Origin of the sequence: Falsiruegeria mediterranea M17 (assembly GCF_900302455.1) — a bacterium.
In the GTDB taxonomy this organism is placed as follows: Bacteria; Pseudomonadota; Alphaproteobacteria; order Rhodobacterales; family Rhodobacteraceae; genus Falsiruegeria; species Falsiruegeria mediterranea.
Genome location: NZ_ONZG01000003.1, coordinates 361,306 through 383,692, shown reverse-complemented (window position 1 = coordinate 383,692; position 22,387 = coordinate 361,306). Strand labels below are relative to the sequence as shown.

The following is a 22,387-nucleotide window of genomic DNA, read 5'->3' as shown; positions in this document are numbered from 1 at the left end:
GTCAGCAGGGGCAACGCCCGGTTACCCGTGTCCGGATTCGCCGAAATGGCTGCGACATCAAGGCCACGAAACCTGCACCAAAGCCCCTCTGTTGCCACGCGGCATCCAGCCGATCGAGGACAATCGCTGCGCGTCTAAGGCTGTCCGAGAAATACAGGTATTAGCGGTTCAGCGCATCCAGACGCACCTTGACCGAAAGCCCGTGTGCCTCAAGGCTTTCGGACTGCGCCAGGCGTTCGGCGGCCGGGCCGATGGCACGCAGGGCCTCGGGCGTCATCTTGCTGAGCGTGGTGCGTTTGAGGAAATCCATCACCGACAAGCCAGAGGAAAACCGCGCCGATCGTGCCGTGGGCAGTACGTGGTTCGGCCCGCCCACATAGTCGCCAATGGCCTCGGGGGTGAACTGGCCGAGGAAAATCGCTCCCGCATGCACCGTTTTCTGGCTCAACGCGTCCGGATCGGCCACGCACAGCTCCAGGTGTTCCGGCGCAATCCGGTTCGACAAGCTCGCGGCCTCATCCAGATCTCGCGCGGTGATGACGGCGCCAAAATCGCGCCAGCTCGGACCGGCGATGGCGCGACGCTGCAAGGAGGTGAGACGTTGCTCGACGGCTGCGCCAACGGCACGGCCAAATGCGGCGTCATCGGTGATGAGAATCGATTGCGCACTCTCATCGTGCTCCGCTTGGCTGAGCAGATCCAGCGCGATCCAATCGGGATCGTTGTCCTTGTCGGCAATCACCAGAATCTCGGACGGGCCGGCGATCATGTCGATGCCCACCTTGCCAAACACACGCCGCTTGGCGGCGGCGACAAAAGCGTTGCCGGGGCCAGTGATCTTGTCCACCGGAGCAATGCTCTCGGTCCCATAGGCAAGTGCGGCAATCGCCTGCGCGCCGCCGATGCGGTAAATCTCATCCACGCCCGACAGTCGCGCAGCCAACAGAACCAGCGGGTTGATCTGACCGTCTGGCGTTGGCACTGCAATGGCCAGCCGATCGACGCCGGCCACTTTGGCGGGAATGGCGTTCATCAGAACGGACGACGGATAGGACGCCAGCCCACCCGGCACATACAGCCCGGCCGCCGACACCGCCGACCAACGCCAGCCCAATGTGGCTCCGCTCTCATCCGTCCAGCTGTCGTCCGCTGGCATTTGCCGTTCGTGATAGGCCCGGATCCGCTTGACTGCCAGATCCAGCGCTTCGCTCTCCTCGGTCGAGACCTCAGCAATCGCTGCATCCACCTCAGCTGCTGGAATCGCCAGCGTCTCGGGCGTCAGAGTCATCCGGTCGAACCGTTCCGTCAGCTCGATCACAGCCGCGTCACCGCGGGCGCGGACATCCGCAATGATCCCGGCCACGACATCATCCACATCCGGGCTGTCTTCGCGCTTGGCGCTCAGCAACTCAGCAAAGGCCTGTTCGAAATCGGGCTGCGTGGTGTCGAGGAACTTGGGCATCGGTGTCTCCTTTGCCGGTCACATACCCGCAGCAGCCACCGGCCTCAAGAACTATAGCCGCGGCTTATGGGGCAAGGAAAAGATCGCCATGCCTACAAGCAACAAGGTCAGCCCCGAAAAGACCGTTCGGATCTGGTTCCAAACCTGCCAAACAGACGAATACTCGGACCAGATCGTTGAGGCCTCTGCCTCGGGCAGCGGAGTTTCGATCAAGGCCAGCGCCTCGTTCATGGGCACGTTAACAGACATCGTCAAAAGCATCCCACCGCCGAAATAGATCGCTGCGCCGGACAGAATAAAAAGAGCGGCGCGACGCGCCCCTGCACGCCAGGCGACCACACCGGTCAGAAGCAATACAAATGGTGTCCCAAAGAACGCAGGCGCAAAGACACCATTTCGGACGCTCGCATTCATGGCCTGCATCGCCTGGATTGCGACGTTGGGGTCCGCCTGATCCAACCCCCACATGGTTGAACACACCCAGGCGTAGAAGAACCCAAAGATGGCTCCTGCAAACAGCAGAGACAACAGGGACAGAGAAATCAAAACAATGCGCATATCGAAACCTTGAGCTTACAATCTGATGTGTCTTGAACGAAGCAATGCCTCAAGTCCGTCGCCAAAAACACAACAATTTCAAAAATTTCAGAGCACCTTGCTGAGTGGGTACTTGGCTTTCGCAAAGCCAACCTGAGGGGTGCAGTCTTCAGACCACCCAAGGCGCAGATAAAAGTCGCGCGCTGTTGCAGTGCTGTCCAACGTGGCTTTGTGATGCCCGGCCTCGCGCAGGTGCTGTTCGGCCTGCATTAGCAATGCGGTTCCAACCCCGCGCCCAACGGCTGACGGATCTACATAAAGAACCGACACCACCCCATCCGGAGAGGCTGCACCAACACCACAGATCTGCCCCTGCAGTTCGGCCACCCACAGATCGTGCGCGCCGCTCAACCACTGCCGGATCCCCTCGGGGGACTTGTTGGCGGTCCACGCAGCAATCTGGTCCGGGTCACCCTGATGGTCCGCCTCGCACAGTTCGGTGATCGACCGGATTAGAACCCGGCTCATGTCGAAGACATCGAACACCGTGGCCGTGCGCACCCGCTGACCTTGGGGCACACCGCCAAACGTCTGCGAAATACCCCGCTTGTTCTGCATCAGTCCGAATGGCTGGGCACGTGTTTCGACGGCGCCACATAGGGCCGTGTCACATCCTTGAGCGAGACGTCGAGCGCCTCGACCTGCAACCTGATCGCGCCGTCACCCGCAAGCGTCAACAACACATGGCCCGTGCCGTCCTCGCCCGCTTCGAATTCGACTGACAACAGTGACAGAACCATGTCCTTGTCGGACCGGTCGATGCCCTGACTTGCCACTTTGAGCACATTGTCGACCACCAGCACCGATTGCACCCGCTCAAAGGCGCGGCCGCGTTTGCGTGCGGCGTCCTCGTCCTCCCACCGAAAGCGGTTGATCAGGAGTGCAAAACGCCGCTCGGATGCGCGCCAGGACATCTCGGTGATTGGAAACACCGCGTCCTGGGAAAGGGTCGAGATAACCTTCAGGTCCTCGTCATCCAGTGCGCCCAGGTTCAGCGGAGCCTCGCGGCCGTCTTCGAATGTTGCGTCAACCATCAGCTTTTGATCCGTTCGATTTTTGCACCCACACCTTCGAGTTTCTGCACCACATGTTCGTACCCCCGATCAAGATGATAGACCCGACTGACCACGGTTTCACCCTCGGCCGCCAGCCCCGCGAGTATCAGTGAAACACTGGCCCGCAAATCGGTCGCCATCACCGGCGCGCCTTTTAGGCGATCCACCCCGGTCACGGTGGCCGTTCCGCCCTGCACATCGATCCGCGCACCCATGCGGGTCAACTCCGGCGCATGCATGAAACGGTTCTCGAAAATCTTCTCTTCCAGCACACTGGTGCCCTCGGCCGTGCACAACAACGCCATCATCTGCGCCTGCAAATCGGTCGGGAACCCCGGAAACGGCTCGGTTGTCACGTCTACGGCCTGAACCCGGCCATTGCGGCGGCGCACTTTCAGACCCTTTGCCGTCTCTTCGACATCAATCCCGGCGGCATCAAGCTTTTCAACAAAGGCTCCTACCAGGCTCAGACGTCCGCCCAGCAATTCAACCTCACCGCCGCAGATCGCTGGTGCCAGCATATACGTGCCCAATTCGATCCGGTCGGTCACCACCTGATGCGTGGCGCCATGCAGGCGATCGACGCCTTGGATTTCGATGGTCGACGTCCCCTCGCCCGAAATCTGCGCACCCATCTTGCGCAGGCATTCGACCAGATCGACGATCTCGGGTTCACGCGCGGCGTTCTTGAGCACCGTGGTGCCTTTGGCCAGCGTCGCGGCCATGACGATGTTTTCCGTCGCGCCGACAGATGCAAACCGCATCTCATGCACTGCGCCTGTCAAACCACGAGGAGCGCTCGCGTGAAGATACCCGTCCTTGAGTTCGATCTCGGCCCCCAGCGCTTCAAGCCCTTCGGTGTGAAGGTCCATCGGCCGCGCGCCAATAGCACATCCGCCCGGCAGCGAGACCACGGCCTGACCGAACCGTGCCAACAACGGCCCAAGCACCAAGTTCGACGCGCGCATCTTGCGCACGATTTCATAGTCCGCCGTGTGGCTGGTCAGGTCGTGACTGGACATGGCGATGACCTGCCCGTCCTGCAGCGTCGAAACCTCGGCCCCCAGCGACTGTAGAAGCGCGGTCATGGTCTTGATGTCGCTCAGACGCGGCGCATTGGTCAGCGTCAGCGGTTCTTCGCTGAGCAGCGTGGCGGGCATCAGCGTCAGACACGCGTTTTTGGCCCCTGCAATCGGGATCTGGCCGCTCAGCGCGCCATTCCCTGTCACCAGAATCGAATCCATCTGCCCTTAACCCTCGCTTTCCTCATTACCGTCGCTTTGAACCGTGCGCGCCTTGGCCTGCGCCTTGCGCCGACCCAGGTTTGCCTTGAGCGCCGCCTTGAGCCTGTCTTCGCGCGACGCTTCGGTTTTTGCCTTTTGTCGGGGTGTATCTTTGTCTGCCATAACTCTTCTCTACAGGAGCCGAAAAAAACCGTCCAGATGCCCTTGCACCCGGTTTCGTTTGAGTCTAATCAGCCCCCCACGGCGCTGCTGTAGCTCAGAGGTAGAGCACTCCCTTGGTAAGGGAGAGGTCGAGAGTTCAATTCTCTCCAGCAGCACCATGAAAAACTTCCAAAAACAACTCCTTAAGCCACGCTTCGCGGCCATTCCGGCTTCGTAAATCTGTCGAAATCCACCAGATTTATACCCAGATTCCGTGCAAATCCCTATGAAACCCATGCAGCGCTGCTAACCGGACGCACCTCGACGGCAATCCACTTGAAACCGATTCGTGCGCTGTTTCTGCAGGTACTCAGCATTGATTCAGGAGATGAAAAACCACCGCGAAAGCGCCCGTAGTAAGGCGACCTTTGCAAATTCTAACCAACATCCCCAAAGCGCCATTCCGAAGGCCACCCGGCTCGGTTGTTTTGAGCCCATATTTCTCAAGTTAACTAGGTCAAGTCCACGTCCGCTTTGGGCTGAAAGCGGACCATCTCAACTGGCCACGCCATGCAGCCGCAAAGGCCCTGCAGCCGGCACTTCGCCCCTCCCACCACACACCTGGCTCTGCATAGCTTCTGCGATGTCTTCGCTGCCCTGTACTTGCCGCCCGCTTGTAACGGCCCGATCATGAGATAGAGGGTCGCGCTCGGTTCAGTCACAGGACTCGAATACAACCCGTCCCTTCCAGTAGGTTCTTTGAGGACGGATCGCTGCAACGTCCATTGGCTGGGTGTTTAGAAGGTCTTCTTTCAAGATAATGAAATCGGCCCATTTACCCGCTTGGATAGAGCCCGTCTCGTGCTCCATACCAAGTGAACGCGCGCCGTTTGACGTAAAGATTGGAAGAGCATTCGCCAGCGAGATCGCTTGGTTCGGCGCCAATGTACCGGGAAAATTCGGGTCGACGCTGCGACGTGTCATCATGCCTGCCAAGCCGGTCCAGGGATTGGCGTCGGGCGCCGATGCGGGCCAGTCTGAGCCATAGATCACTTCGGCACCAGCGGCGAGGAGATCGGCGATGCGGTGGTTCTTTTCGACCCGGTCTGTTCCCAACAGAGCCTTTTGAACCGCTGTGCCCGGATTGGGGTACCACATCTTGGGCGAAACCTCGGCGACGGCGTTCAGGCCGTTGAAACGGCACAAGTCCGTATCCGAGACAAAGCTGGAATGTGCGATTTCATGGCGCATGTCGCTGGGGCCGTTGGCTGCTCGGGCCGCGGCGATTGCATCAAGCCCTTTGCGGATCGCGTTGTCCCCAACCGCATGCATCTTCACCGTGAAGCCCCGCCGATCCAGCTGGATCAGCATGTCGTTCAACTCGGCTGGCGGGATGAGCAAGGTCGCATCTGGATCGTGTAAGGCGGCGTCATATCCGCTTTCGGCAAGATAGGGCTCGATGAAGGACGCCGTGAACCCAGGTGCCACGCCATCAAGAAACAGCTTGGCAAAGTCCAGTCGTACATTCTCGCTGGCATACGTACGCCGCAGGCGATCCATTGCGTCATAAGGCACGAGGTTCCCGCCCAAGGGGCTGGAGTGCACGATATGCGCGGCCATGTGCATGCTTAGATCGCCGCACTGGTCCGCTGTCTGATAGGTGCGAAGCTCTTCCTCAAACGCCATCGGTTCTTTGAAGGCAGTAAACCCAAAGCTGGTGAAGTAGCGCACCGCTTCTCTCACCGCCTCGCCAAGCTGATCTGGCGAGCGCGCGACAAGGGCCCGGGCTGCGGCGGTGGCGGTTTCGGCGAGAATGCCGTTGGGCGCGCCGGTGGCAGGGTCACGTTCGATAATGCCACCCGGAATGTCCGGGGCATCTGGGCCTATGCCCGCACGTTGCAAGGCAAGAGAGTTACACCACAGCAAATGCTGACTGGCATCGTGCAGCACGATGGTGTGCTCTGTCGAAATCGCATCGAGCAGTTCGCGCGGGTTCGCCCCCATTTCCGGGCGCATCACCGGTCGCCATGGGCCACCGAACACGACCTGGCTAGGATCGTTTTCCCGACAGCGTTCTTGGACGGCATCGAGCAAATCGGTAAGACTGGCGTCGAAGCCCACGTAGATGTCAAACAACGTTCGGCAGGCCCCCCAAAGGGCGTGGGTGTGACTTTCGACCAGACCCGGCATGACAAAGCGCCCATGCAATTTGTGGATGGTTGTGCCGGAGCCGATGAGATTTTCAACGTCAGAAGAGCGACCAACTGCGGTGATTTTCCCGCCGGTGACAGCCATCGCCTCGGCCAATGGATTGGCGGGATCCATCGTCAGGATTGTGCCGCCTGTCCAGATTTCATCAGCATGTGGCAATGGCGGCGTCCTTCCTTTGGAACCGTGACGAAAGCACGGAGAACTGTATTTTCAAGCTAGGCGATCTGCCTGCGGGCTTTCATCCATTTGGGCAATCAAGTGGTGCACAAGCCGTTCGGAAAGCTGTGCCCGGACGGATTGATGATTGGGGCTGTCCCAAAGGTTTTCGGTCTCGTTTGGATCGTTGGTCAGATCGTACAACTCACCCCAGGCCTGATCCCGATAGATGGTGTAGCGCCATTCGGGCGTCACGAGTGAACGCACCCGTGCCGGCAGATCGAACCCAAGGCGATTGCCACCATCGTTGTACTCGACCAGCGCTTCGCTCCGGGGGCCTTCCGCGCCTTGGGTTGCTGGCAAAAAGCTCTGCCCTTGATTGCCGTTGAAGGGTTTCAGCCCTGCGCGATCGAGAATCGTGGCAGCAAGGTCCACAGTCGAACACAGTGCATCCGATGAAGTTTCCGAGGGCCCGTCTGGATCGGACCAGATGAAGGGCACGCGCGTGATGCTGCGGAAGGGCAAAGCGCCCTTGAGCATCATGTTGAAGTCACCCAGATAATCGCCGTGGTCCGAGTTGTAGCAGATGACAGTGTTGTCCAGTTGCCCACTCTCTTCCAATGAGTTCAGGATGTCTCCGATGGCATCATCAATAAACGCCATCATACCGGCCGACAGGGCCATGGCTTCTTTGATCTGTTGCTCACCCAGCATCATCGCGGTTTGAGGGGTGGCCTGATCACCGCCATTCTTCCACTGGTCATGCAACCAGCGCATTGGGGGTGTCGGGTTCTTGTGTGCCTGGAACGGCAGGGACACTTCGAAATCATCCGGGCTGTACATGTCCCAGTACTTGCCCGGTGGATTGAAGGGGTGATGTGGGTCGGGAAAACTGACAAAGGCGAAGAAGGGTTCGTCCTGATCCGCCCGCGCCTGGACATAGTCGATGGCCCGGTCGCGGATGTACCCGGTGGGATAGAGCTCCTCGGGGATCGGTGTTCGATACGCCTGCGGGCAGGAATAATTGTGCGGAAGTTCATTTGCGGGATCGGTCAGAGCCTCCCAATCCTTGGCATTTTCACGGAACCACTGCTGATAATGCCCACCACAACGGTCCCCATGCGAGGTGACCATATCGACGTGCTGGTAGCCGTAATATGGGGTTTTGATGTCGTAGCGGTCTTCGCCTTGATAGTGCTCCGGCTCTTCTTCGTACTGTGCCAACCGAGTGTCTTTCCACGCCTCTGGTGTGGCTGCGATGTCCTTTAGGTCTTTGCCCATGGGCGCAATCCCGGTGAAGGGCTGCAAGTGACTCTTGCCAATTGCCGCAGTGTGATAGCCCGCATCGGCGAGCACATCGACAAAGGTGCTGGCATTTTCTGGCAGGACGCACCCGTTGTAGCGAAGACCGTGCACACTGGGGTATCGGCCAGTCAGAAGCGAGGCCCGGTTTGGCATGCAGACGGGCGATGCCGTGTGAAAGTTGTCAAACCGTGTGCCGCGCGCTGCGATGGAATCGATATTGGGGGTCTTCAGAACCGGGTGGCCGTAACATCCCAACCAATCCGCGCGCTGCTGATCCGTTATGAGAAACAGGAAGTTCGGGCGTTTCTTCATTTCGTTATCTTCCTGCTTCAAGCGGTTTCGGCTCGCCGGGCACCAACGCGGTGCCAGGCGAGTGTTGCGATTGCAAAAGCGATGGCGGCAAATTGGATGGTCTCCGGTCGCATCAACACGGCCACAGCGGTCGCAAGCCGGATGAGAACCCAGACGATTGAGAGCGGCCGCGCATCATGCCCTGCAAGCGCACTTGCAACGAGGTAGAGGGCCAGGATCAAACGCGCCAACAACCACAAGAGAGCCCCGGTTTGGATGCCGTCTTCATACCCTGGCAGGCGTTCGCCTGAGGTGCTGGCCGGGTCAAGCAAGGCTTGGTCCACCAGCAACAGTTCAGGATAGAAGGCAAACACAAACGGGATTGCGAACATCACGATCCCGGATCGCACTGCGCTGAACCCGGTCGCCATCGGCTCGGCCTTGGTTATGGTCGAGGCGGCGAAGGCGGCAAGCGCCACTGGTGGCGTGATTGCCGACGCAATGGCGAAGTAGAAGATGAACATATGCGCCGTGAAGGTTGCGATCCCAAGCCCGACCAACAGTGGCCCCATCAGCAGGGCCACGTTGATATAGGCGGGAACGGCAGGCATCCCCATACCCAACAACACCGCCAGAAGCATCGTGATGATGAGGGCCACAAACTGGAAGGTCGTGGAGCCGCCTCCGCCAAGATCGAGCGACAACAGGAAACGCAGCACATCAATGGCCACGAACTTGGACAGCCCAGTGAAGTTCAGGCAGACGTCGATGACGGTCACCGCGAGCAGCATCAGGTACAGCGTTGAGATGGTGATGCCCGATTCTGCCAAAGCGTCCAGAACCTTGCGAGGTTTTGCGCGGAACTCTTTGTCGAGAAACAGCAGGACAAGAACAAAGGCCGCAGCCCACCAGCCAGTCGCGCCTGCATCGCCCGCGGCGTTCTGAAAGACCTGCAATATCCACGGCAGTGAGGTCACGACGCAGCGGTCGTTTTGGAACACAGCATCGGCCCCGAGAAGCGCAGCCATCGGCCCACAGCCCACCATGTCCTTTGGGGTCAGCAGGAAAATGAGGATCATCAGGATCGGCAGGAATATCTGCATGAGGTGAATGATGTCTTCACGGTCGATCCGCATGTCTTCGGTCAGCTCTCCAAAGGCTTCGATCCCTTGCTTGCGTGATTGGAACGAGGCGCTGAGGAACAGGCAAAGAAAGTAAGCCACCGCAGGCAGGGCTGCCGCGATGATCACATCCCGATAGGGCACGCCAGTCATGGAGGCGAGGATGAAGGCCGCAACGCCCATCACAGGCGGCATGATGGACCCGCCCGAGGAGGCTGCTGCCTCGACCCCGCCCGCAAAAACCCGGGAAAACCCGCGTTTCAGCATCATTGGGATGGTGAGCACGCCGGTCGAAAGCACATTGACCACCGGCCCGCCTGAGATCGTGCCAAACAGCGCCGAGCTGACAATGGCCGCGTGCGCCGGACCACCGCGCAGGTGGCGGGTCCAACGGAAGGCGATCTTGATCAGCGTCCGTCCACCGGCGGATTTGCCAAAGAGCGCGCCCAGAATGATGTAAGGGAACACCATGTTCATGATGACGTTCATGAACCGCCCCAGAATGCCCGATGCATTGTTGACCAGCGCGTCATGCACATTGGGCACCCCGTCAAGGAAGGTTCGAGGTTCGCCGCCGAGCTTGGTCATGAAGTATTTGTTGATGTCGTCGGGTCCGTGGAAGTACCAGACCAGAACAGTGCCGAAGGTATAGAGCGCGATCAGGATCGCAACTGCAACCAAGGGAAGTCCCCACACCTTGATGTTGTAGCCCAGGAAAATCAGCATGGCCGCGCCCATGATGGCCACCAGCCAGACCCCCGTGGTGTTGACGCATTTGGGGTCTTCAACCGTATCAGGTGCTGGCAGGCCCATGGTTTCGGCAAATTCGATCTCGGCCTGCAAGGTTTCGGCCATGATCCGTGCACGATCTCCGTTCAATGCGTCGATCAGGCAAACACTGTCGATTTCAATGAGATACGTGAGGGAAATGGCCCCGGCCGCGACGATCAATGCGATGTCCATAAAAGCGCCGAACCAAGCGTAATGTCTTCCTCGCCAAGATCGCCAAATCGAATGCGCAAGCATCACGATAAGCATCATGATGAAAAACACGATCGGATAGAACCATTCGGTCGAGAAACTGCGAACCTTAAGGTTCTCGACGCCGGTTAGACTTTGCCACATCTCGGTCCAGCCTGGGATCACGGGCGTGCTGTTGACGACCCCCATGGCCACAAAAATCAGCGCCAGGACATATACCGCCCGATTGGGAAACAGCGCGTTATTCAAGTCTTGTTTTTCTTGGTCGGCCACTTTGGTCTCAGCCTTCTGAACTAAGAGATCCAGCGCCGCCAAAACTGGCGGCGCTTATTACTTTTGGCGATTTGGGGTTATTGCGCGACGGCGCAGTCATCCACTTCATAGCCTGCCTCGCGCCAGGCGCGGGCTGCTGCGGGATGGTATTTGACCGGGTTGGCGCCACACATGCCTTGCATGGGGAAGTCAAAACCGACGGTGTTGCCATAGGGCGCTTTGGATTTCAGCCCATCAAGGGTCTCGATGTACGTCGTCACCAGCTGATGAACGAGCTCATCATCCATGTCCTTATGCACGACATTGCCGCCAATCGTGGCAAAGGCGCGGAAAGTGTCATCCTCGGAGATGAACGACCAATCCTCCCCCATGACCGCTTCGATATCCGCAACTGGGGCGGTCCAGGGCGCGCTTCCGGGCGCCTTCATGTATTTCCCCATCGCCTCGCTTTCATAGGCCGACTTGGGCATCGACCAACCGGTCATTTTACCTGCTGCGCTGGGGATGGTCAGACGAGGGCTTGGGAACAGTTCCGGAAGAACGATCGCATCCGGCTCTCCGCTGCTGATCAGCGTGGCGCCCTGGCCCCAGTTGATCTGCATGCCTTCATAGTCTTCGCCGTCTTTCAGACCCGCCACAATCTGGATCATGCTGCGCGCATTGGTCAAAGCACCGCCACGGGGCGGACCGTTATAGATTTTGCGGCCCTTCAGGTCGTCCCAGCCACCGATGCCTTTGGAATCATAAGCAAATAGAAAGAAGACCCCCAGAACAAAGGGGTTGATGGCACGAAGATTGCCCGCCAGTTCTGCGCCCTTTTCCTTGCCAAGAGAGCCGTAGGGGCCAACACCGCGGTTCATCAGGAATGGAAGAATGTAGGGCGTGCCGGCGATGTCTGTTTTGCCTTCTGCCACGTTCTGGATCGAGTTGGTCAGTGTTTGACCGTCCGCCAATTGAATGTTGGCAACACCCGAGGTGCCTGCGACCTCGGTCAAGTGAGCGAGCGAAAGATGGGTAGCGCCGCCGGGGCTTGCCGTTTCAGCTGTAAGGTTGACCTGCGCAATAGCGCCGGTCGCCATTGTCATTGATGCGACCGCAGCCGCGATCAGTTTCATTGGTTTCATAGTTTCCTCCCTGGTTCTGAAACCTATTTTTGCGTGTTCCGCGCCGCAGCGGCCAAACTTGCACCTATTCCGCGACCAAATTCTCCCTGGTATTGAAGACCTCCACCCCTTCTTGGCTGTCCTCCAAGCCACCAGTGGTCAGCGGTGCGCCGTTCAACAGGTCCAGCAACCGCTTGAGTTCCTCCAAGTCCTCAGGCGACAGCTTGTCCGTGAAATTTGCGGTGACTTGTTTGGCCTTGGGCCAAATGCGCTCGACGGTTTCGATCCCACTTGGCGTGAGCGACATCAACTTGCGGCGTTTGTTTCTCGGGTCTTCGCGGCGCGAAATCAGTCCCATTTTCTCTAGGGCTGTGGCGGCTCGACTGCCGTGCGCGGGATCAATCGACGTGTGTTTGGTCACAAACGCGACGTGGCAACTGCCAAAACGCGCGATTGAAAACAGCAACTGCCATTCGAGCACCGCAAGGTTTTCACTTTGCAGGACATCGCGCGTCAATGCCCGCCGGACCGAACTGGTGAATTTCCGGGCCCTCAGGGTAACGAAGTTGTCGATTTCCTCTGATGGAATGAGTGCTCCGTGCAATGCGTCGCTCCTGCGGAATCTCTTGACTTGTTAAGCAATATATTGGCAAATGCAATATATGGCAAGTGCAACATTATTGACCTCAAGGCCATGTGCCTGGCAATCCGACCCCCGCAGGCCTTTGGAAACACAAACACGCCAAACTCAATTGCTGCGCAGCGCACCATGAGCTTTGTCCTGAACGAGTGACCGAGCCGAACCGGCATCCGAGCCGAAGAACCCAAAGGAAAGCCGATGACGCGTCCAAACATCATCTTGTTCATGTCCGACAATCAGCCTGCGGATCTGTTGGGATGTTATGGCAACGACGAGGTCCAGACCCCTCACCTGGACCAATTAGCCGCGCGCGGGGTGCGCTTTCAGAACGCCTATTGCGTCAATGCCATGTGCTCGCCCTGCCGCGCGTCGGTTCTTACCGGACTGATGCCCAGCCAACATGGCATTCACAATTGGCTAGACGACAGGCTGATAGACCAGTGGCCAAAAAACTGGTCAGCCATTGGCGCGTACAACAACATTCCCTCGATCATCAAACAGGCCGGATACACAACCGCATTGATCGGCAAGTTTCACCTTGGGGTGCCTTTCGTACCGCAACTGGCCTTTGATCACTGGGTCACCTTTCCGCACGGCCATACAACCAGCTTCTACGACAATGACGTGATTGATCAGGAAGAGCGTTACCGCTTTGCCGGTCATACAGTCGACTTCTTCACCGACAAGACCATCGAATTCCTTGAGCACCAAGCGGGTGAGGATAACCCGTTTTTTGCCTTTGTCCCCTACAACGGCCCATATGGGCACTGGCCCGCGATCAAAGGGCGCCCCGATTTCGAGTTTGCAGACCTCTACGACAATGCCGACATGCATTCGATCCCCAGAGAAGGGCTTGCAAGTGAGGTACTGGATAGATTTGGATTGCGCGTTTCCGAAGGAGGCGTGCGGGAGCAGTTCAAGGGCCCGCTTCTCTTGCCCAACAACGTCGAGTCTCTGCGCAACTACTTTGCCCAGACCAGCCTGATCGACAGCGGCGTCGGGCGCATTTTGGAAACGCTGGAGCGTCTTGGGATGGATGAGAACACCATCGTGATCTACACGTCAGATCACGGTTTCTCGCTTGGCCATAACGGCATTTGGGGCCACGGCGCTGCGGCTTTCCCGGCCAGCGCGCACAGGCCGTCCTATCATATTCCCATGATCATGGCGGGCGGTGACATCGTCCAGGATGACGTCTGTGAAGGTTTGAGCAGTCAGATCGATCTGTTCCCCACCTTGGCGTCGTTGGTCGGTGCACCCGAAGTCGGCCCCAGCCTGCCAAGCAGCGCGCGCGATCTTGGCCCTGCATTGCGGGGTGAGATCTTGGAAGGGGCCGACGCTGTGTTTTTTGAACAAGAAGAAACAAGGGCGGTCCGGACACAAGAGTGGCTCTATGCCATGCGTTTCCAGGGCGCGCCGTCTTATCCGATGAAGGACGAGCTTTATCGACTGACGGACGATCCGAATGAGAAGCAAAACCTGATCGATCAGCCCGAATTGTCTGGCGTGATTTCTGATCTCCAATGCCAGGTCACGTCATTCTTTGACACCTATTCTGCCCCCGAATACGACCTTTGGCGCCGTGGTTCGGCAAAATCGAACGTGACGTATCAAAGGCTCTGGCAGGACGCTTGGGGAGACGATTGGCGGCCCGACTTTTCAAATTGAGTGATAAGCTATTGGGGCGATCAAATCCAAGTCGATTGAGGCAACGCCATGTTCGAGATCCAAGTTACAAAATCAGACTTTTGCGAAGCCTTGCCGCAAACATTTCCGCAAACTGTTTTGTGGCCGCTGATCGAAACTGCGTAGGCGGGTAAACGGCATAGATGCCTCCGCTGGGAAGCGTCCAGTCAGGAACAAGCTGAATCAATGTGCCGTCTTCAATCTCTTTCTTGGCAAAGAAATCCGGCAGAATGGAAATACCTGCGCCTTCGAGTACCATCGCTTTAATCGCAGGTGTTACATCTGCTCGAAGAGCGGGGCTCATTTGCACCTCGGTGCGTTCACCTGTCGCCTTTGAAAATTGCCAGATCAGTGAGTTCGGCAGAGCTCTGTGTTCGACGAACGGAAACGCCGCCAATTCATCCGGATGGTCCGGTGGTCCAAATTGCTCAGCCAATTCAGGCGAAGACAAAACGATTTGCTGAAAGTCGGCCAATTTGCGCGCAACGTTGGCGGAATCAGCAAGCCATCCCACCCGGTAAGCGATGTCAAACCGTGCCTCAACCGGGTCAAACCGCGTGTCGCTCAGCGTCAGATCGACCGTGACCGCCGGATAGGCGTTGCGAAACTCTGCTACAACTGGCGAAACGTAGGTGACCCCCATGTCCAGGGGTGCCGTGATGCGCAGATTGCCGGTCGGTTCGGCCCGCCCCTGTCGAACCATTTCAAAGGCCTCTTCCGCCTGTGCCACCGATGCGCGCGCGGCTTCGTAAAAGGATTGGCCGGTTTCAGTCAGGTTCAGGTGGCGCGAATTGCGTACAACCAGTGTGGCGCCAAGCTCTTCCTCGAGCAACTGAAGCTGCTTGCTGACCACTGCCTTGCTGATCCGCATCCGTTCGGCGGCGGCTGTGATTGTCCCCGCTTCGGCAATGGCAACAAAATACTCAAGACGGTTTAGGTTGGGCTTCTTCATTAATCGTCACTTTTTCGCTGACACTGTGTCTTGGATACACGCCTTTAGTCAACAATAGCGGCACCCTACCTGTGGTCCACCAAAACGGAGACCGCAATGACGCGCTTCATCTACATATACGATACCTTATGCGACTGGTGCTACGGCGCGGCACCGGTGATCGATGCGTTGACAGTATTCAGCATCGACCATTCGTTGGATGAGGGCCGACGCCGGCCACGCAAATCAGTTCGGCATGCGCGAGATTGCAGGCTCAATGCAGCACCCAAGGTGCCCCTCCCCTGCTGACACGAACCGACGGCGCGAAAACCCAAGTCGAAAACTCAGCCTACTACCCTCTTCCCCAAACGACCGCGGCCCTGGCCGCATAAATGCAAGGAGCATTCTCATGAAGACGATCTTCACCTCAGCCACAGCCCTGCTGCTGTCCACCGCGGCCTTTGCCGCGGATCTGAGCATCACCGCTTTCACCCCCAACGAAGGCAGCCTGTTCCCGGTATCCTCAAACCTGATCGAAGGCCCGAGTGAGGTTATCCTGGTCGACGCCCAGTTCGAAAAGGACGATGCGCAGCAACTGGTCGACATGATCAAGGCAACCGGCAAATCCCTAACAACCGTCTTTATCAGCCACAAGGACCCCGATTTCTATTTCGGCCTGGACACCATCCGTGCCGCTTACCCTGAAGTCAAAATTGTCGCCACCCCCGAGACGGTCAAGGGCATCGAAAAGACCATCCAGCTCAAGTACGACTTCTGGGGCCCGATCCTGAAAGAGAACGCGCCAACCGATCTGATTGTTCCCGACGTTCTGCAAGGTGACAGGCTGACAGTGGATGGTGAAACCGTGCAGGTGGTTGGCCTTGATGGTCACGACCCGGTTCACACCTTCCTGTGGGTGCCATCGGAAAAGACCGTTTTGGGCGGCGTTGTTCTGTATGAAAACGTGCACGTCTGGATGGCCGACACCCAAACACCGGAAAGCCGCGACAGCTGGCGTGCGACGCTGGATCAGCTGCTGGCGTTGAACCCCGAGCGGATCATTCCCGGCCACGTGATGGGCGAAAGCGCCGAGGACGCCAGCATCGTTGACTTCACCAAGGAATACGTCGCCGCGTTCGAAGCCGCCGCAGAAAAGGCAAACAGCTCGGAAGAGCTGATCGCAGCAATGCAAGCCGCCTATCCAAGCTTTGAAAACGTGGGCGATCTGAAACTCGGTGCGCAAGTCATCGAAGGCGAACGGTCCTGGCCCTGAGCGCCACGCCGGCGCCGGAACCCGCCCGGCGCGTAACATCAGAGGGTGGGGACGATGCCCCGCCCTCCAGCCCCATATCCCATTCTTCCCGTCAGGCCGTGAGGCATGTCATGAATTTCAAGTTCGTCCCTTGGAAGCCAGGCAAACCCCCCGTTGGAAAGTGTCCAAAGCAGCCCTGACGGTGATGTATCTGAAGACAACGACCCCCATCTTCAGGCGCACCCGCCACCCGATGCGAATGGGACCAAATCTGCTGGTTATCTCTTTGCAGGGACTTACCATGATACACTCAATGCAACAGGCCAGGAATTCTCGGCGCGGGTTGCGCATCTGTGGCACGCCCAGAGCGGCAAGATCGTTAAGTTTGAACAGGTCGTCGCTGCGATGGAATAACTGAGGAACGGGAAGATGCCCCATGAAAATTCGCGCCGAACTCTTCTGGCCGGAGCCACGACCGCCATTGGCAGCCTGCTCTTGCCTCGGCCCATACTGGCAAACGAGCTGACACCGCGGGCGGCAGAGGGGCCGTTTTATCCGACCAAGTCCATGCGTATGCCGGATACCGACAACGACCTGGTAAAGATTGCAGGGCTGGTGCGCGAGGCGGGTGGGGAAATCATCACGCTCAAGGGCCAGATCACCGATCGCAAGGGCGCTCCCATGGCTGGTGCGCGCATCGAGATCTGGCAATGCGACGTGAACGGAAAGTATCTGCATCCCGGCGATGATCGGTCGGTGCCTTACGACCAGGGGTTCCAGGGATTTGGTCACGACATCACCGATGACGCAGGCAACTATGCGTTCCGGACGATCAAACCAACCAGATACCCTGGGCGCACGCCGCATATCCACGTGAAAATTCTGGATGGACGTCGCGAGGTTCTGACCACTCAATTCTATGTCGATGGAGAACCCGGCAATGCAAGAGACGGGCTTTACCGCCGGATGTCCAAAGCAAACGCCAAGGCCGTGTCCATGGCATTCACCAAGGGGCCGAACGGTCCGGAAACGATCGTCAACGTTGTTGTCTGACAGACTGCGTCAGATCGCGAAAAAGAACAGCCCGTGAAATTCACTTTGATCGCAGAGGCCATAGCGCCAGAGGCTACACGCGATCATCTTGCCCTGCACACAGACCCAATATATTCCAGACAAGCTGGTTTAACGCGAGTTGCAGGCCAAACCTGGATCCGTGCCGGATGCATGAAATCTTAAAGCCACAAGGCCATCAATTGATCATTCAAACCATCTAGAGTGAACGATTTCCCGAAAACCACTTTGCAATCCGGTTCAGACCGATACCCCTTTCAGGACAGCCTGTTTCGAAAGACTTGCTTTGGGACCCGCCAGCATCACCTCGCCCCTGCGCAACACAACGAAACTGTCGGCCAAGTCGTAGGCAAACTCGAAATACTGCTCGACAAGAACGATTGCCATGTTGCCTTGGTCGCGCAACAGTCGGATCACCTCACCGATCTGTTGGATGATGTTGGGCTGAATGCCTTCGGTCGGTTCGTCCAACAGCAACAACCTTGGCTTGGTTATCAAGGCCCGAGCAATCGCAAGTTGCTGCTGCTGACCGCCTGACAGGTCGCCGCACCGGCGGTTCTGCATTTCCTCCAAAACTGGGAAAAGTTCAAATATCTCATCGGGGATGAAATGCTCGGACGGCGGCAAGCACACGAACCCGGTTTCCAGGTTTTCGCGCACTGTCAGCAATGGAAATATCTCACGCCCCTGCGGTACGTACGCAACCCCCTTGTGTGCCAGCCTGTGTGCCGGCAATACGCCCAGGGTTTCGCCACCCAACTCCACATCCCCACCCGAGCGTGGATGGGTACCCGAGATCGCCTTGATGAGGCTGGTCTTGCCGACGCCATTGGTGCCCATGACACAGGTTACCTCTCCCTGGGCGGCCTCCATCGAGATACCTTTCAGGATTTTCGAATGCCCGTAGTGCAGGGTCAAATCGGTCAATTTCAGCATGTTTCAGCGCCCCAGATAGACATCGATGACCTCTTGATTGGAGGTGACATGGTCAAGACTGCCTTCGGCCAGAACCGAGCCTTCATGCAGGACGGTGACCTTGCAGTTCAGACGGCGCACAAACTCCATATCATGCTCCACAACGACAACGGCACGGGTCTTGGCCGCTTCCAGCAACAGGTCGGTGGTGTGTTCGCGTTCCTGCGGCGTCATCCCCGCCGCTGGTTCGTCCACCAGCAATAACCGCGGCTCTTGCGCCAAGAGCATCCCGATCTCGAGCCATTGCTTCTGCCCGTGGCTCAGTTCACCGGATTTGCGGGTCAACTCGTCGATCAGACCAATTTCCTTTGCCAGTTCGGCCACCTTATCCAGGTCCTCTGGCTTCGCCCGATAGGACAGAACCGACAGCCAACCGCGCGGTTTCTTCAAGGCCATCAGCAGGTTTTCCTGCACCGTCTGATCTTCGAACACCGTAGGTTTCTGGAACTTACGCCCAATACCCGCTTGGGCGATCTTGGCCTCGCTCATCTTCAGCAGAGAGACCGATTTCTCTCCCCAGATCACCCTGCCCTCGTCGGGTTTGGTCTTGCCGGTCACGATATCCATGAACGTCGTCTTGCCCGCCCCGTTCGGCCCGATCACTGCGCGCAACTCGGCCTCGCCGATCTGGAACGACAGGTTGTTGATGGCGCGGAAGCCGTCAAAGGTGACGGACACACCGGAAACCTCGAGAAGTGTGCTCATTTGCTGGCCTCCTGTTCGCGCAGGGCGCTGTCATCGGGTCCGAGGTCGGCGCCATGGCGATTGGGCGCGCGTGCTTGGGTCCACAGGTCGACCAACCCGCCCATGCCTTTTGGCGCAAACAGCGTGACGGCGACAAATGACAGCCCCAGAAGCACCAGCCACCAGTCGACCCATTTGATGGTGTAAAAGCCCAGCGGAATATCTGGTGCCTGGCCGCCAGTGAACCATGTACTCAAAAGGCTTACGAACGCCGCACCAATCACAGCGCCGTAAAGTCGGCCGCGCCCCCCGATGGCAACCCAGACCGCAAGGTAGATCGAGGCGATCGGCGCGATCTCGGCCGGGTTTATGATCCCCGCCTGGGGGTAATACAGCGCACCGGCGATGGCCGCGATGCACGCGGTCAACGTGAAGATCATCAATTTGTAAGTCTCAACCGAATACCCAAGAAAGCGCACCCGCGCCTCGTTGTCACGAATACCGCGAATGACCGAACCGAACTTGCCCGACACCACCCAGGCGGCGAGCAGATAGCCAAGGCCAAGCGCCAGGGCGGACGCCCAGAGGAACCAAAGCGACACGACATCCTGCGACGCCTCGACCCCGGGCAGGTTTTGCAGACCCGAGAGGCCGTTGTTGCCGCGCAGACCGCTGTCGTTCTGGAAGAGGTAGAGCGCCAGAGCCAGCGTCATCGCCTGCGTCAAGATCGACAGATACACGCCCGTGACGCGGCTGCGAAACGCCAGCCAACCAAAGACCAGTGCGAGCAGCCCCGGCACCAGCACCACCAACAACAGTTGCAGGAACAGGCTGTCGGCAAAGGCCCAGATCAACGGAAATTCGCTCGCCCCGACGACACCAAAGATCTGGTTGCCAATGGCATCCACGACCTCGGAACTGGTGGGGGGAATTTCGGCCTGCGAGAGCGACTCGACCACGATCAGCCGGGTGCGTTCGTACATCAGCCACATGCCGATCATGTAGCCGCCCAATCCGAAGAAGGCAAAATGGCCCAACGACAGGATTCCGGTAAAGCCCCAGATCAGATCCATCGCCACTGCGATCAGGCAAAGGCACAGGGTCTTGCCAAGCGTCTTGATGAAACTGGTCGAGATCATGCCAAGACCAAGGCCCTCTGACAGCACAGTGACGATCAGCGTGAACAGCGCCAGGCAGGCAAGGAAGATCAGAACAGACGGGTTCTTGGCGATAAAGGAACGTTGCATGGATCAATCCCCCGCCGCGCGACCTTTGAGGGCGATGATGCCCCTGGGCCGGAACTGAATAAAAATGATGATGAAGACGATCATGTAGGTCTGCGCCGCCAACGTGTTCGACGGGTTCAGCCACTCGATCCCCTTTTGCAAGAAACCGATCATCGTCGCCCCTGCGAGCGTGCCCCAGATGTTGCCCACACCACCGACCACCACGGTCATGAAGCTTTGCACGATGTAGTCGCTACCCAGTTCCGAAGTCACTTTTGCAAACAATCCAATCGCCACCCCGGCGATCCCCGCAATGCCTGAGCCAAGCCCAAACGTCAGCATGTTCACGCGACCCGGGTTGATGCCCATCGAGGCCGCCATGGCTGGGTTCTGCGTGACTGCACGGGTTTCCAGCCCCAGCCGTGTCCGCTTCATGATGAACAAAAAGACGCCCAGGAAGATCAGCGCCAAGATGAAAATGGCGATGCGGATGTAGCTGATCGACACCACGTCATTCAGCACCCACGCCCCGTCCAGCCAGCCCGGCGCAGTCAGCGGACGCGCTTGCGTGCCAAAGATGTTCTTTGCCAGCTGTTGCAGGGCAATGGAGATACCGAAGGTGGCGAGCAGTGTTTCCAACGGACGGGCATAAAGCCAACGGATCACCAACCGCTCCATCGCCACGCCGGCGGCAAAGGTCACGGCAAAGGCCAGCGGGATCGCCACAATGATCGACACTGTGTGGTCCGGGATGATCTGTTGCACGACATAGCCGGTGTAGGCACCCATCATGATGAACTCACCATGGGCCATGTTGATGACCCCCATCACACCAAATGTGATGGCAAGCCCGATGGCCGCAAGGAAGTAGATTGAGGCCAGCGACAGGGCGTCAAGCGTCAGGTCCAGCGTCTGGTTCACGCCCACTTTCAAAGCGATATTGTCGAGCGCATCCTGCGCGGCCGTGGTCACCTCGACGATCGGTTCAGCGTAGGTTTCAAAGAAGGCATGCGCAGCCAAAGCAGCCTGAATGTCCGCCGGGTTCACCAAAGGCGACACCGTGCCCGCCTCGGCCAATGCCGCATAGGCCCGTACGCGAGCATCATCCTTGTCCAGTTGCGCAACCGGAACGCCACCCACGGTGCCGCCCTCGATGTTCTCTGCCAGCGCGAGGCGCACCTCATCCGGTGTCACTCGTGCAGGCGCAAACCCCTTGGTCACCAGAAGGTCATAGGCCTCGGCCTCAGAAAACCCTTCCTCGCCGGGTGTCAGGTTCGCGGCGACATTCACCCCCTCGGGCACCGCCCCTGGTGTCACATCGCGTGTGGTCGCGACCAAGGGGTTCAGCGTGGCCCGCACGTCGACACCCAGATCGCCAGACATTTCTTCTATGGCAGCAATCCGGGCGGCCGGGTCGGCGTCGTAGCCGATCGTCAATAACCGCTCGAGGCGCTGTTTCTGCGCTTTCAACCCTGCATCCGGTTCTTGTTCAATCGAGGCGCGCAAAGGGGTCAACAAAGCAGCCTCGGGATCACGCTGGATCGAGGTCAGCGCCGCCTGCCGTTTGGCCCTATCTTCGTCCAGTAGCTGAAACTGGACCAACGCCGTGCCGATCAATGCACGAACGCCGCTGTTGGGTTTCAGCTGCTTCAACTCTTTCTTGGGGAAGGTCCCAACCACTTCGCCCGTATCGAAATCAATCAATCGATAGTTCTTGCTGTCGGCCTTTTCGCCAACAAAGAAACGACCATCCGATTTGCGCATCCACATGGACTTTGCCGCCCAGGTCTCAAGCATTGTCTGCGCCTGAGGCAAACTGCTGTTTGCAATGGCATCAATGGCCGGGCCAATGGTCTTGCGAGAGCTTTTGGCAATCACCTCCCTGTGCTCTTGCAAGAGGGGCTGTATCGCACCCTCCTCGGCGCTTGCTGTCACGCATGATAAGAGGAGTGCGAGACTCGCAAGGAATAGTCGTAACATGT

The 22,387-nt window shown here is 58.3% G+C and carries 19 protein-coding genes and 1 tRNA gene; 4 read left to right on the top strand and 16 right to left on the bottom strand.

Going from position 1 to position 22,387, the window contains the following annotated elements; all coding sequences use genetic code 11:
- Nucleotides 1-160: 160 nt before the first annotated feature.
- The 6 genes from hisD to TRM7615_RS25525 all read right to left on the bottom strand — a co-directional run bounded on the left by hisD (nucleotide 161) and on the right by TRM7615_RS25525 (nucleotide 4,520).
- The gene (gene hisD, locus TRM7615_RS07980; protein ID WP_108786369.1) at nucleotides 161-1,462 is read right to left on the bottom strand and encodes a histidinol dehydrogenase; all 1,302 of its coding nucleotides are present in this window, start codon (nucleotides 1,460-1,462) and stop codon (nucleotides 161-163) included.
- A 51-nt stretch (nucleotides 1,463-1,513) separates the two neighbouring features.
- The gene (locus tag TRM7615_RS07975) at nucleotides 1,514-2,020 is read right to left on the bottom strand and encodes an anthrone oxygenase family protein (RefSeq protein WP_108786368.1); all 507 of its coding nucleotides are present in this window, start codon (nucleotides 2,018-2,020) and stop codon (nucleotides 1,514-1,516) included.
- A gap of 87 nt (nucleotides 2,021-2,107) precedes the next feature.
- Complete coding sequence (locus TRM7615_RS07970; RefSeq protein WP_108786367.1) at nucleotides 2,108-2,617, bottom strand: GNAT family N-acetyltransferase; 510 nt, start codon at nucleotides 2,615-2,617, stop codon at nucleotides 2,108-2,110.
- Nucleotides 2,617-3,093, bottom strand: a complete 477-nt coding sequence (locus tag TRM7615_RS07965) for a DUF2948 family protein (protein ID WP_108786366.1) — start codon at nucleotides 3,091-3,093, stop codon at nucleotides 2,617-2,619. Before TRM7615_RS07965 ends, TRM7615_RS07970 begins: the two co-directional genes overlap by 1 nt.
- Nucleotides 3,093-4,358: a UDP-N-acetylglucosamine 1-carboxyvinyltransferase gene (gene murA / locus TRM7615_RS07960; RefSeq protein WP_108786365.1), complete on the bottom strand. Its 1,266-nt coding sequence runs from the start codon at nucleotides 4,356-4,358 to the stop codon at nucleotides 3,093-3,095. The genes TRM7615_RS07965 and murA overlap by 1 nt, the downstream gene beginning before the upstream one ends.
- Before the next feature lie 6 nt (nucleotides 4,359-4,364).
- Nucleotides 4,365-4,520 carry a hypothetical protein gene (locus tag TRM7615_RS25525; protein ID WP_165821388.1) on the bottom strand — a complete coding sequence of 52 codons (156 nt, stop codon included), beginning with the start codon at nucleotides 4,518-4,520 and terminating at the stop codon, nucleotides 4,365-4,367.
- A gap of 83 nt (nucleotides 4,521-4,603) precedes the next feature.
- On the opposite strand from TRM7615_RS25525, the gene TRM7615_RS07955 reads away from it, so the two are divergent.
- Nucleotides 4,604-4,678: transfer RNA gene (locus tag TRM7615_RS07955), tRNA-Thr, on the top strand.
- A 535-nt stretch (nucleotides 4,679-5,213) separates the two neighbouring features.
- Here TRM7615_RS07955 and TRM7615_RS07945 read toward each other — a convergent pair.
- The 5 genes from TRM7615_RS07945 to TRM7615_RS07925 all read right to left on the bottom strand — a co-directional run bounded on the left by TRM7615_RS07945 (nucleotide 5,214) and on the right by TRM7615_RS07925 (nucleotide 12,544).
- Nucleotides 5,214-6,869, bottom strand: a complete 1,656-nt coding sequence (locus tag TRM7615_RS07945; protein ID WP_108786363.1) for an amidohydrolase — start codon at nucleotides 6,867-6,869, stop codon at nucleotides 5,214-5,216.
- A 51-nt stretch (nucleotides 6,870-6,920) separates the two neighbouring features.
- Entirely contained in the window at nucleotides 6,921-8,483 is a 1,563-nt protein-coding gene (locus tag TRM7615_RS07940; protein WP_108786362.1) for a sulfatase family protein, read from the bottom strand.
- 17 nt (nucleotides 8,484-8,500) lie between these two features.
- Nucleotides 8,501-10,837 (bottom strand): TRAP transporter permease, encoded by a 2,337-nt coding sequence (locus TRM7615_RS07935; RefSeq protein WP_306417720.1) that lies wholly within the window; start codon nucleotides 10,835-10,837, stop codon nucleotides 8,501-8,503.
- 77 nt (nucleotides 10,838-10,914) lie between these two features.
- Complete coding sequence (locus TRM7615_RS07930) at nucleotides 10,915-11,961, bottom strand: TAXI family TRAP transporter solute-binding subunit (RefSeq protein WP_108786361.1); 1,047 nt, start codon at nucleotides 11,959-11,961, stop codon at nucleotides 10,915-10,917.
- Between the two features lie 64 nt (nucleotides 11,962-12,025).
- Nucleotides 12,026-12,544, bottom strand: coding sequence for a MarR family winged helix-turn-helix transcriptional regulator (locus TRM7615_RS07925; protein ID WP_108786360.1), 519 nt, complete (start codon nucleotides 12,542-12,544; stop codon nucleotides 12,026-12,028).
- A 234-nt stretch (nucleotides 12,545-12,778) separates the two neighbouring features.
- Here TRM7615_RS07925 and TRM7615_RS07920 point away from each other — a divergent pair, with 234 nt between their 5' ends.
- Nucleotides 12,779-14,248 (top strand): sulfatase family protein, encoded by a 1,470-nt coding sequence (locus TRM7615_RS07920; RefSeq protein ID WP_108786359.1) that lies wholly within the window; start codon nucleotides 12,779-12,781, stop codon nucleotides 14,246-14,248.
- A gap of 64 nt (nucleotides 14,249-14,312) precedes the next feature.
- On the opposite strand, the gene TRM7615_RS07915 is transcribed toward TRM7615_RS07920, so the two are convergent.
- Nucleotides 14,313-15,218 carry a LysR family transcriptional regulator gene (locus TRM7615_RS07915; RefSeq protein WP_108786358.1) on the bottom strand — a complete coding sequence of 302 codons (906 nt, stop codon included), beginning with the start codon at nucleotides 15,216-15,218 and terminating at the stop codon, nucleotides 14,313-14,315.
- A gap of 388 nt (nucleotides 15,219-15,606) precedes the next feature.
- Here TRM7615_RS07915 and TRM7615_RS07910 point away from each other — a divergent pair, with 388 nt between their 5' ends.
- Together TRM7615_RS07910 and TRM7615_RS07900 are read left to right on the top strand one after the other, a co-directional pair.
- Nucleotides 15,607-16,470: an MBL fold metallo-hydrolase gene (locus tag TRM7615_RS07910; protein WP_108786357.1), complete on the top strand. Its 864-nt coding sequence runs from the start codon at nucleotides 15,607-15,609 to the stop codon at nucleotides 16,468-16,470.
- A gap of 408 nt (nucleotides 16,471-16,878) precedes the next feature.
- Complete coding sequence (locus tag TRM7615_RS07900; protein WP_108786355.1) at nucleotides 16,879-17,502, top strand: dioxygenase family protein; 624 nt, start codon at nucleotides 16,879-16,881, stop codon at nucleotides 17,500-17,502.
- Nucleotides 17,503-17,760: 258 nt separating this feature from the next.
- Here the strand turns inward: TRM7615_RS07900 and urtE are convergent, their stop codons facing one another.
- The 4 genes from urtE to urtB are packed head-to-tail and all read right to left on the bottom strand — an operon-like array spanning nucleotide 17,761 to nucleotide 22,385.
- Entirely contained in the window at nucleotides 17,761-18,456 is a 696-nt protein-coding gene (gene urtE / locus TRM7615_RS07895; protein ID WP_108786354.1) for an urea ABC transporter ATP-binding subunit UrtE, read from the bottom strand.
- Nucleotides 18,457-18,459: 3 nt separating this feature from the next.
- Nucleotides 18,460-19,200 (bottom strand): urea ABC transporter ATP-binding protein UrtD, encoded by a 741-nt coding sequence (urtD, locus tag TRM7615_RS07890; RefSeq protein ID WP_108786353.1) that lies wholly within the window; start codon nucleotides 19,198-19,200, stop codon nucleotides 18,460-18,462.
- Nucleotides 19,197-20,426 carry an urea ABC transporter permease subunit UrtC gene (urtC, locus tag TRM7615_RS07885; protein ID WP_108786352.1) on the bottom strand — a complete coding sequence of 410 codons (1,230 nt, stop codon included), beginning with the start codon at nucleotides 20,424-20,426 and terminating at the stop codon, nucleotides 19,197-19,199. The genes urtD and urtC overlap by 4 nt, the downstream gene beginning before the upstream one ends.
- Before the next feature lie 3 nt (nucleotides 20,427-20,429).
- A complete protein-coding gene (gene urtB, locus TRM7615_RS07880; RefSeq protein WP_108786351.1) occupies nucleotides 20,430-22,385 on the bottom strand; it encodes an urea ABC transporter permease subunit UrtB in 1,956 nt (651 codons plus the stop codon).
- Nucleotides 22,386-22,387 lie beyond the last annotated feature (2 nt).